This window comes from Stenotrophomonas sp. NPDC077659, from assembly GCF_050268705.1.
In the GTDB taxonomy this organism is placed as follows: domain Bacteria; phylum Pseudomonadota; class Gammaproteobacteria; order Xanthomonadales; family Xanthomonadaceae; genus Stenotrophomonas.
Map to the genome: position 1 here is coordinate 1 of NZ_JBNNHG010000129.1, position 10,953 is coordinate 10,953.

The 10,953-nt window shown below is 68.0% G+C and carries 7 protein-coding genes; 2 read left to right on the forward strand and 5 right to left on the reverse strand.

Annotated elements, in window-relative coordinates; genetic code table 11:
• The first annotated feature begins 482 nt into the window (after nucleotides 1-482).
• On the forward strand, nucleotides 483-1,670 hold the full coding sequence (locus tag ACQKDV_RS15425; RefSeq protein WP_427784864.1) for a benzoate/H(+) symporter BenE family transporter: 1,188 nt from the start codon (nucleotides 483-485) through the stop codon (nucleotides 1,668-1,670).
• A 47-nt stretch (nucleotides 1,671-1,717) separates the two neighbouring features.
• Here ACQKDV_RS15425 and ACQKDV_RS15430 read toward each other — a convergent pair whose 3' ends face one another.
• The 4 genes from ACQKDV_RS15430 to ACQKDV_RS15445 all read right to left on the reverse strand — a co-directional run bounded on the left by ACQKDV_RS15430 (nucleotide 1,718) and on the right by ACQKDV_RS15445 (nucleotide 6,699).
• Nucleotides 1,718-3,883 carry a lytic murein transglycosylase gene (locus ACQKDV_RS15430; protein WP_427784866.1) on the reverse strand — a complete coding sequence of 722 codons (2,166 nt, stop codon included), beginning with the start codon at nucleotides 3,881-3,883 and terminating at the stop codon, nucleotides 1,718-1,720.
• Nucleotides 3,884-3,962: 79 nt separating this feature from the next.
• On the reverse strand, nucleotides 3,963-4,943 hold the full coding sequence (gene egtD, locus ACQKDV_RS15435) for an L-histidine N(alpha)-methyltransferase (RefSeq protein ID WP_427784868.1): 981 nt from the start codon (nucleotides 4,941-4,943) through the stop codon (nucleotides 3,963-3,965).
• Nucleotides 4,940-6,220: an ergothioneine biosynthesis protein EgtB gene (gene egtB, locus ACQKDV_RS15440; protein ID WP_427784870.1), complete on the reverse strand. Its 1,281-nt coding sequence runs from the start codon at nucleotides 6,218-6,220 to the stop codon at nucleotides 4,940-4,942. Before egtB ends, egtD begins: the two co-directional genes overlap by 4 nt.
• Before the next feature lie 86 nt (nucleotides 6,221-6,306).
• Nucleotides 6,307-6,699 carry a YchJ family metal-binding protein gene (locus ACQKDV_RS15445; RefSeq protein ID WP_427784872.1) on the reverse strand — a complete coding sequence of 131 codons (393 nt, stop codon included), beginning with the start codon at nucleotides 6,697-6,699 and terminating at the stop codon, nucleotides 6,307-6,309.
• Nucleotides 6,700-6,780: 81 nt separating this feature from the next.
• On the opposite strand from ACQKDV_RS15445, the gene ACQKDV_RS15450 reads away from it, so the two are divergent.
• Nucleotides 6,781-7,560, forward strand: coding sequence for a sulfite exporter TauE/SafE family protein (locus tag ACQKDV_RS15450; protein ID WP_427784873.1), 780 nt, complete (start codon nucleotides 6,781-6,783; stop codon nucleotides 7,558-7,560).
• A 147-nt stretch (nucleotides 7,561-7,707) separates the two neighbouring features.
• Here ACQKDV_RS15450 and ACQKDV_RS15455 read toward each other — a convergent pair.
• The coding region (locus tag ACQKDV_RS15455; RefSeq protein WP_427784875.1) for an ATP-binding protein at nucleotides 7,708-10,953 on the reverse strand (3,246 nt) is incomplete at its 5' end.

Here is a 10,953-nt window from a genome sequence, read left to right on the forward strand (position 1 = left end):
AATCATCCTTCCTGCAGGCGCCTTCACAAGATACCTGCGCATACTTTCAAAGATCAGGGGAAGAGGCCTCAGCGCCATTCCCGTGTGCTGCGAAGTTTCCTTCGTAGCGAGCCGCCCATTATAGCCGGCCTTTCCGCCTCGTCAACACCTTTTTCAAGGTCGTCTCACCGGAGTGGACGTTGTTGCCGATGCCGCTTCGTCGTTGGACCCGAGGGTCTTTCGTCGTTGCGAGCCGCCTATTATGCCGGACTTTTCGAGTCCGTCAACACCTTCGTTCGATCATCTCGTCCGCCGGTGTGGCGTCGCTGTTGGCGGGTGACTTCCGGAGAAGTTGCCGCGCCGCAGCAAGGGAGCGAATTCTAGAGATCCTGTCGGATTCGTCAACTGTTTTTTTCAACAGGATGACAGCGGCGTTGCCCGCGCGTTGCGCGGTCAACGCCGCAGGCGCTATGTATGTACGGATGCATAGAGAAGAGACAACGATGGGCACGCAGGTTCGACAGGTGTGGTGGCGCGATCTTTCGGTGCCGGCGATCGTTGCTGGCTTCATCACGGTGCTGGTGGGCTTTGCCAGTTCGGCGGTGATCGTGTTCCAGGCCGCACAGGCCGTCGGTGCCGACCAGGCGCAGATCGCCTCTTGGATGTGGGCGCTTGGACTGGGCATGGGCGTCACCTGTCTTGGTCTCTCGCTGCGCTACCGGGTGCCCGTGGTCACCGCCTGGTCGACCCCGGGTGCGGCAATGCTCGTGGTCGGTGCCGGCGGCGCGTCGCTGTCCGAAGCCACTGGTGCCTTCCTGCTCGCTGCGGTGCTGGGCATGATGGCTGGCTTCTCCGGCATCTTTGCCCGGCTGATGCAGCGGGTGCCGATGGCGCTGGCTGCCGGCATGCTGGCCGGGGTGCTGCTGCGTTTCGGTCTGGACGTGTTCGTGGCCATGAACACCCAGATGCTGCTGGCGCTGGTGATGTTTGCTACCTGGCTGGCCGGACGCCGGCTGTTTCCGCGCTATGCGGTGATCGCCACCCTGCTGGTCGGCATCATCGTCGCCGCCAGCCGTGGGCTGCTGCACGCACAGGACCTGCACCTGCAGCTGGCCACACCCCAGTGGGTGACGCCGTCGCTGTCCTGGCAGGCGGTGGCCAGCATCGCCCTGCCCCTGTTCGTGGTCACCATGGCCTCGCAGAACATTCCCGGCGTCGCGGTCATGCGCGCCTCCGGCTACAGCGCGCCCATCTCGCCGGTGATCGGCTGGATCGGGGTGGTCAATACGCTGCTGGCGCCCTTCGGCGCCTATGCATTGAACCTGGCGGCGATCACCGCGGCAATCTGCATGGGCCGCGACGCCCATGAGAATCCTGCCCGCCGCTACACCGCAGCGATGGCGGCCGGCGCCTTCTACATCCTGATCGGGCTGTTCGGGGCGACGGTGGCGGCGCTGTTCGCCGCCTTCCCCAGGGAACTGGTGGCCTGCGTGGCCGGTATCGCCCTGTTCGGCACCATCGGCAACAGCCTGGCCAGCGCCCTGGCCGTGGAACGCGACCGTGAGGCGGCGCTGGTCACCTTCCTGGTCACCGCCTCCGGCGTATCACTGGCGGGTATCGGCTCGGCCTTCTGGGGCCTGGTGGCCGGCTCACTGTGCCTGCTGGTCCTGCGGCCGCGCACGACGACCTGATGGGCCAGTGATGCGACCGCAGGACGCCCGTACCAGCGCTGCAGTGCTTACAGCGGTGCTGAGGACAGCACCTGCACCAGTACATGGCGACCGCCGGGGGCCACCGTGATGACATCGGGGCCGGCGTTGGCCGCCTCCAGACAGACGTAGTCGCGCCAGCCGTCACCGACGTCGGCCATTTTCGCTGCCGCGTCAGCGCCGGGGTTCCAGGCCACCAGCGCGCGGCTGCCTTCGGTGCGCAGTTCGATGCGGCGCTTGAGCACCGGGTCGCGCAGCACGTAGCGGCCACCGGCCGGGCTGTAGATGCGGTCGCTGCGGCCAGGATCGCGCGGGTCGCGCAGTGACCACGGTCCCTGCTGGCGGCGGGTCTGGGCGTAGTTCTCGTACTTGTCCTGGTAGGTCACTCCGTCCACGCCGTCCACCTCGACGCGGGTGGCATCGCCCACGCGGAAGTAGTTGTGCAGGGCCTGGGTGAAGCTGGCCGGGGCGCTGCCGATGTTTTCGGTGACCAGCTGCTGGCGCAGCTCGCGGCCCACCCGCACGGTCATGGTCAGGCGCAGGCCGAGATCCTGCAGGGCCAGCGGGGCGAGGGTCAGCTCGATGCCGCCGTCATCCAACCGGCGCGCCTGCTGCAGTTCCCACGGCAGGGTGCGGACGAAGCCGTGCGCCGGCACATCATTGCCCTGGCCCTGGCGGCCGAAATACGGCCAGCACACCGGGCTGCCGCCACGGATCGGCGTGGGCAGCTCGGCACGCGTGGGCGAAAGCCACATCACATCGGGCTGGCCCTTGGGCACGAAGGACAGCAGCTGGCCGCCGAACACGCTGATGGCGGCCGTCGCCTCGGGGGTTTCCACCAGCCAGGCATCGAGTCCCTGGAACTGGCCGCTGCTGACACCTTGGATCTGTTGCACGGTGGATCGACTCCGTATGGCCGGCGACTGCGCGGCACTGTAGTTGGCGGGAAGGCTGAAGCGGGTGGGCGTGGCCGGGGTACGCGGTTCGGCCTGCAGGGTGCGCAGGATGCGCTGGCCGGGGCGGCCATCGGCGTTGGCCCAGCCCAGGCGGCGCTGCTCGACCTGGATGGCGCGACGGCTGGCAGTGCCGATCATGCCATCGGCGCTGCCGATATCGTGGCCGCGGCCAAGCAGCAGGGTCTGCAGCTGGCGGCGCTCGTCGCGGCCCAGGCCCGGGTCATCGGTGGGCCAGGGCGTGGCCAGGCCGTTGCCGCCGCGCAGCCGGTCGGCCAGCGTGGCGATGGCCAGCGCGTAGCTTTCGGCGGCGTTGTAGCTGTAGATCGCATCGTAGTTGCGGAACACCAGCAGCGCAGGCCCCTTGCTGCCGGCGGGCAGCAGCAGGGCCGCGCGGGCGTCGGTCGGCAGCCCCTGCGGTGCAAGGGCGCTGCCGTCCAGGGCGGTGATGCCCAGGGCGCGCCACTCGGCCAGCGCACGCCGCTGGGTGCGACCGGCCAGGCTGGTCTTGAAGCCCTCGGGGATGCGGACTTCCATGCCCCACGGTTCACCGCTGTTCCAACCGGCACGCTTGAGATAGTTGGCGGTGGAGGCCAGCGCATCGGGGATGCTGCCCACCAGATCGCGGCGGCCATCGCCATCACCGTCGACGGCGATACGCGCATAGGTGCTGGGCATGAACTGGGTGTGGCCGAAGGCACCGGCCCACGAGCCGGTCAGACCCTGCGCCTGCAGATCACCCTGGTCGATCAGTTTGACCAGGGCCAGCAGTTCGCCGCGGAAAAAGGACTGGCGCCGACCGGCACAGGACAGCGTGGCCAGCGACTGCAGCAGCGGGCGCTTGCCGAACACGCGCCCGTAGTCACTTTCCACGCCCCAGACGGCGACGATGGTGGCGGGATCGACGCCGTACTGCGCCGATACCCGCTGCAGCAGATCACGATGCTGCTGCAGCATCGCGCGGCCGTCGTCCACACGGGGGCGATCAACCAGTGCAGCCAGGTAATCCCAGATGGGCGTGGTGAATTCTGGCTGCGCATCCAGCAGCGGCAGCACCGTGGGGTCAGGCTGCAGGCCAGCGGTGATCGCGTTGAAGCGATCCGCGGCGATGCCCTGCCTGCTGGCGGTGGCCTGCAGCTGCGTCATGCAGCGGGCGAACGCCGGATCAGCGGCAGGCGCGGGTTGCACCGTCGACGGCGCAGCCAGCACGGCGGCCAGGCCGAGCGTGGTCAGGATGGGCATGGCGTCCTCCGTGTTGCCGGTGCTGGAGCCATGGTAGCGCGGGTGGTGATGCGCCGCCGGGCATGGCCCGGCGCGACCGTCATGGGGGGGAGGCGCGCAGCAGGCGCAGGCCGTAGGCCGGATCGGAGGCATTCCAGTGGGCGACGATTTCCAGCCCGGCCTGCTGCAGCAGATGGTTGAAGCTGGCGTCGGTGTACTTGTGGCTGTACTCGACCCGGATCGGTTCGCCGGCCTGGAAGTGGAAGGTCTGCCCGTCCAAGTGCACATCCTGCTCGCGCTGGCTGACCAGATCGGTTTCGATGCGCAGCCGCGCGGTGCTGTAGCGCGCCTGGTGGCGGAAGCCATCGAGGTCGAAGTCGCTGCCCACTTCGCGGTTGAGGCGGGCCAGCAGGTTGAGCGTAAAGGCCGCCGTGATGCCATCGGCATCGTTGTAGGCGGCTTCGATCAATGCCGGGTCCTTGTGCAGATCGATGCCGACCAGTGCCAGGCCGTCATCGCCCATGGTCTGGCGCATCGCGCGCAGCAGGGCGATGGCCTCTTCACCGGCAAAATTGCCGAGGGTGGAGCCGGGGAAGAACAGCAGGCGCCGCGTCGCCGCACGTGCAGGCACAGGTACCTGCACCGGACGGGTGAAGTCGGCGCAGACTGGCAGCATTTCCACCTGCGGGAGTGCCGGGGCCAGGTGGTCGATACTGGACAGCAGCGCGGCGCGCGAGATCTCGATGGGGGTATAGGCCACCGGATCGTTCAGGGCGGCAAGCAGGCGTGCGGTCTTGCGCCCGCTGCCGCTGCCCAGTTCGACTACATGGGCGTGGCTGCCCACGGCGCGCGCGATGTCCGGCAGCACCCGGTCCAGCAGGGCCAGTTCGGTGCGCGTGGGGTAGTACTCGGGCGTATGGGTGATCTGCTCGAACAGGCGCGAACCGCGCGCATCGTAGAAGTACTTGGAGGGCAGCTGGCGCGCGGCGCGCGAGAGGCCGGCCACGGCATCGGCCAGGACCTGCTGGCGGCCGGGGGTGAGGTCGGTCAGCGCCTGCAGCGCGTCCTGTACGGTACTCATGGAAGATCCCTCGCCAGGCGCACGCCGGAAAACTGCCAGCGCGCCGGTGGCATGAAGAAGTTGCGGTAACTGCTGCGTACGTGGCCGCGCGGGGTGGCGCAGCTGCCGCCGCGCAGCACCCACTGGCCACACATGAATTTGCCGTTGTACTCGCCCAGATTGCCGCCGAATGGCTGGAAGCCGGGATACGCGCCATAGGCGCTGCAGGTCCATTCCCAGACATCGCCGAACAGCTGGCGCAGGCCGCTGCCCTGCCCCGCATGCGGGTGCAGTTGGTCGTCATCGGCGAAGTGGCCGTTGAGCGGCTGCGTGGCGGCGGCCGCTTCCCATTCGAACTCGGTGGGCAGGCGTGCCCCATGCCAGCGGGCGCAGGCGTCGGCTTCGTAATAGCTGAGGTGGCAGACCGGTGCGTGGGGATCGAGCGCACGCCAGCCGCCGAGGGTGTACTCGCGCTGCAGGTCGTCATGCCAGTACAGCGGGTGCTGCCAGCCTTCGGTCTCGCACAGCGCCCAGCCTTCGCTGAGCCACCAGCGCGGGTCGCGATAGCCGCCGGCGTCGACGAAGACGCGGTACTCGCCATTGCTGAGTGGGCGCTCCGCGATGGCGTGTGCGGGCATCAGCACACGGTGGGGCGGCGATTCGTTGTCGTAGGCGAAGGCGGCGTGCTGCGGCCAGCGCGCTGCGCCGACGGTGATGATGCGTTCATCCTGCGCGACCCACCCCTGTGCGCTGGCCACGCTGTTGATCGCCGCCAGGTCTTCGCGATAGGCCGGCTGCAGCGGATTGCACCACAGCGCGTGCTTGATGTCGGTCAGCAGCAGTTCCTGGTGCTGCTGTTCATGCTGCAGGCCCAACTGCAGGTGCTGCAGCGCTTCTTCGCCGAGTTCGCCGAGATCGCCATCGACCAGGCGTGCCAGCACCTGTTCGTCGACGTGCCGGCGATAGTCGCGCACCTGCTGCAGGCTGGGCCGCGACAGCAGGCCACGGCGCGGTCGTGCATGGGCCGGGCCGAGGCTCTTGTAGTAGCTGTTGAACAGGAAATCCCAGGCCGGATCCCACGGCGTGTGGCCCGGTACGCTGGCCAGCACGAAGCGTTCGAAGAACCAGGTGGTGTGGGCCAGGTGCCACTTCGCCGGGCTGGCATCGTCCATGCTCTGCAGCATTGCGTCTTCGGCGCTGAGCGGTGCGGCCAGCTGCTGGCTGCGCCCGCGTACGTGGGCGAAGCGGGCGGCCAGTTCACGCTGCGGGGCAGCGACGGCGAGGGTTGCGCTGTCCATGGGCCCAGCTTCGGCTGCCCTGGGTGAGCGCAATGTCATTGCATGAGGTCAGCGCATTCACATCGGCACTGGGCGGCGGCGCCCGCTCAGACTGCGTCGAGGTAGTACCAGCGGTTGTCGATGCGCAGGAAGCGGCTGTGCTCGGTCATCCGCACCGCGCTGCCGCCGCCGATGCGGTAGCGGGCGGTGAAGCGGACTTCGGCGCTGTCCGGGCCGGTAACGGTGTGTTCGTTCACGGCCAGGCCCAGCCAGTGGGTGCGCTGGCCCGGTGCCTCGTCCAGCGAAAGCTCGGCCGGGCGGGTGTCCGGGTACCAGGTCCGGCGCAGATAGTCGGGCAGCTGGCGCACGTAGGCGCTGTAGCGCGACCGCATCAGGCGTTCGGCGTCCGGTGCGGCTTCACCGGCGTGGTAACGGCCGCAGCAGGCGGCGTAATCGGCGGGCAGGCCGCAGGGGCAGGGATCGGCAGGTGTGCGGGTCATGCCGGTATTGTCGCGCGGGACGCGGCCAGCATCCATCGGCGATGAGCGTATGCTGTCGCGCCCCCACCTTGATTGACCGCCGTGCTGGAACTGGTTCCCCCCGAGTTGTGGTGGTTGGTGGTGATCGCCTTCATCGCCGGGCTGGTCGATGCGGCCGTAGGCGGCGGCGGGCTGGTACAGTTGCCCGGCCTGTTCACAGTGCTGCCGCAACAGACCCCGGCGATGCTGTTTGGCACCAACAAGTTCAGTTCGATGTTCGGCACCGGCGCGGCGGCCTGGCGTTATGCGCGCAACGTGCGCTTCCCGTGGAAACCGGTGCTGTTCGCGGCCGGCACGGCCTTCATCTTCTCCTTCGCTGGTGCCACGGCGGTCAGCCTGCTGCCCAAGGACGCGGTGCGCCCGCTGGTGCTGGTACTGCTGGTGGCGATGCTGGGTTACACGCTGTGGAAGAAGGATTTCGGTGCGCTGCACCGGCCGCAGGAAATCGGCCGCCGCGAGCTGGCGATCGCCCTGGCCATCGGTGCGGCGATCGGCTTCTACGACGGCTTCTTCGGGCCAGGCACAGGCAGCTTCCTGATTTTCCTGTTCGTGCGCTTCTTCGGCCTGGATTTCCTGCGCGCCTCGGCGGCGTCGAAGGTGGTTAACCTGGCGACGAACGTGGCGGCGATCTCGTTCTTCATCCCCACCGGCAACCTCCTGTGGCTGTTCGCGCTGCCAATGGCGGTGGCCAACATCTTCGGATCGGTGGTGGGCACGCGGCTGGCGCTGAAGGGCGGCACGCCGTTCATCCGCAAGCTGTTTGTGGGCCTGGTGGTGGTGCTGATCGCGCGGATGGCGTGGGATACGTTCCGCGGCGCGTAAATGCGCGACATGATCTGGTAGGTGCCAACCTTGGTTGGCACGCTGTTGCCGGTCGCGCAGAGCAGCCGAGCATGGCTCGGCTCTACAGGGGATTGCCGGTTGCGGTAGTGCCGGCCGCTGGCCGGCATTTCGATTCAACGGGCCCTCTCAGGCCTCGGCTTCTTCCGGTTCGTTGGCCTGCTGGCGGCTGCGCTCGGGCAGCTTCAGGCGCTTGCCTTCCTCGTCGTACTCGATGAGCAGGACGCCCGAATCGTGGCGGCCGCTGATCTCGACGAAGCAGGCGCCACCGATGAACGGCTCCAGCGTCATCACCGACTTCAGCGGGGTGGCCACCACCATCTGGAAACCGAAGTTGTCGAAGATGTTCATCGCCAGCGCGGTGAACTCGTTATCGGCCTTGTCGAAGGCTTCGTCGAGCACGACGGCGGCGTAGCTGGGCAGCTGGCTGTCGGCACCGCCAAGCTGGTAGCGCAGCGCCGCAGCCAGGCAGGTGGTGGCCAGCTTCTGCCGCTGGCCGCCGGACTTGCCGGCGCCGCTGCGGTAGATCTCGACCTGCTGGCGCGTTTCCGCATCCAGCTCCACGCCGATGAACTCCACGTGCATGCGCACGTCGAGCACCAGCTCGCGCCAGCGCTTGTCCTCGCCTTCCTGCGAACCGAGGCGGTTGACCAGCTGGCGCAGCACGGTGAACTGCGATTCGGCCAGCTCGCGCTGTTCGGTCTGCTGCTGCGAGAGCACCTCGCGCAGCTGCAGGTGGAACTCGCCCACTTCCGGCAGGCGGCGGTCGCTGAGTTCGATGGTCAGCAGGGTGCCGCGGTTGAACGGCACCTGTTCCAGGCTGGCGTTGACCTCGTCCAGGCGCTGGCCGATGGACTTGCGGGCCTCGGCACTGTGCCGCTGCAGGGCCAGCAGGTTGTTCTTGCTCTGGTTCTGCAGCAGGTCGAAGAAGCGTTCTTCGTGCTGCGGCAGGCCGTCGCGTTCCAGGCGTTCAAGCCGGGCGAGGAAATCCTCGGCCGAGGCCACCGAGACGGTGAAATCGCCCGACTCCTCCGGCCACTGCTGGATGAAGCGGCGGAAGCAGCCCAGCAGCAGGTTCTCGACGCGGTTGACGTCCTGCTGCGAAGACGACAGCTGCTCGTTCAGCGCGTTGCTGACCTGGCGCATGTGCGCTTCCAGCGTTTCCAGGCTGAGCGGGCCCTGCTCCTGCAGGCGCTCGGCCAGTCCGGCTTCCTGGTCTTCGGCCAGCGCCGGCAGCACCAGTGCGCGGCTCTGCTGGCGGGCACGGTCCAGGCGGTCGCGTTCGCGCACCAGCTGGCCGCGCTCGACGCGGGTGTCTTCATAGGTGCGGCGGGCCTGCTCGATATCGGCGCGCACGGCGTCGATCTGCTTGGCCAAGCGGGCCAGGTCGGCGTTGCCTTCGCGCAGATCGCGCAGGGTGGCTTCGATGTCGGCCAGGCGCTGTTGCGGCGCAGCCACGTCGATTTCGTTCCACTGGATGCCGATCAGTTCGTGGCAGGCCAGGCGGCGTTCGTTGTCGCGGTCACGCTGGCCGCGCAGGCTGGCGATATCGGTATCGCAGCTGGCGATGCGCTTGGCCAGTTCCTGCGCTTCGCGCTCGAACACCACCAGCTTGTCGCGGTTGTTGAAGCCCAGGATCCAGCGGCGGCGGTCGTTCACCGCGCTGCGGTCGTCCTTCTCGAAACGGTCGCCCGGGTGCTTGACCTGGCCTTCACGGGTAATGCCGCGGTCGACGTTGCGCAGCTGCTTGGCATCGACGCACTCGTAGTCGAAGCGCTTGCCCAGCTCGCGGCGCAGCCAGCTTTCGAAGGCATGGTCGCGCAGCTCCAGCTTGTGCAGCAGCGAACGCGCCGACGGCTCACGGGCAAACGCGTCGTCATTGCGGCGCACGCGGTAGTAGGTGAAGCGCATGCCGAGGTGGGTGCGGTTCACCCAGTCGGCCACCTCGTTGTAGTGCTTGTCGTCGACCAGCAGCGACTGCGCGAAGCCACCCAGCACGCGTTCGATGGCGCCCTGCCAGTTCTGCTCTTCGCTGCGCACCTGGATGAGTTCGCCAACGAAGGGCAGCGCGGCTTCGGAAATGCCGGTCTCTTCGGCCAGGCGTGCGCGCAGCTTCTGCATCGGTGCTGGAATGCTGGACGGCGTGCGCTGCATCGCTTCCAGCTCGCCACGCACTTCGCCGAAGCGACGTTCATCATCGCGCTTGCCACCGAGGCGCTCGCTGATGGCATCGTCCAGCGCTGCCGAAGCGCGCTGGCGGTCCTGCAGCTCGTTCTGCGCGCGTTCGACCAGTTCGGAGAAACCGTGCGCGTCTTCCGGCAGCTCAGCCTGCAGGTGGCGCGCGGCCTCGCGGGCCTGCGCCTGCTTGGCCAAGCGGCGGTCACGCTCGGCTTCGGCGCGGCCCTGCTCGCGTTCCAGTTCCTCGATGCGTTCACCGCCCTGCTGGCGGCGCTGCAGTTCCAGCTCGGCCAGGCGTTCGGTGTGGTTGTCCAGCGCCGCACGGCGCTGCGCTTCTTCGCCCAGCAGGCCACGGTCGCGCACGTCCATCTCGCGCAGGCGAGCTTCGATCAGCAGCTGGCGGCGGCTTTCGCGGAAGCTGTCGATGCCCAGCTTCAGGGTCTCGTCATCGCCGCGCTGGCGATGCATGTCCTTCAGTTCGGCGTAGTGCGCGCGCGCCGGCAGCAGGGTTTCGACCTGGCGGCGGGCGGTGACCACCGCCTGGTGCGCGCCATCGAGCTCGGCGAAGTCGCTGACCAGACGCTCGGCAGCATCGAAGGTGCGCGGCGTGTCCAGCATGAAGTCGCGCAGGAAGACGTTGAGGTCGCCCAGGTTCTTCGCCGACTGCGTCTTGTGCAGCAGGCGCAGCGCCATCTCGTTGTCGATGCCCAGCAGGTGGCGGAAGCGTTCGGCGTAGCCGGAGAACGTATCGAAGTGGTGGATGTCGGCCAGCTTCTGCTTCAGCTTGCGCAGGTCCAGGTCGAAGCCGCCCAGGTCCTTGGCAATGTCGAACGGTCGCTCGGCGATCATGTAGTGCTTGCGCACATCACCGGCCGAGGTGCCGCTGCCGGAGATCCACAGCAGGCGCACCAGGCACACCACGCGGCCATCGCCAGCCCGATATTCCAGCACCAGTGCGGTCCAGGTGGCGCCCTTGCGCAGGTACTGGGTGGCGATTTCGCCAGTGCCACTGTCCTGCTGGTCGGCCCACGCGCCACGCACGTAGGACACAAGGTTGCGGTCGCGGCCACTGCGCTCGGCTTCGCGCGCGGCGGCGTTGAAGTCGACGATGGCCGGCGGCGTCAGCAGCGCGGACATGGCATCGAGCAGGGTCGACTTGCCCGAGCCGGAACGGCCGACGAACATCTCGCCGCCATC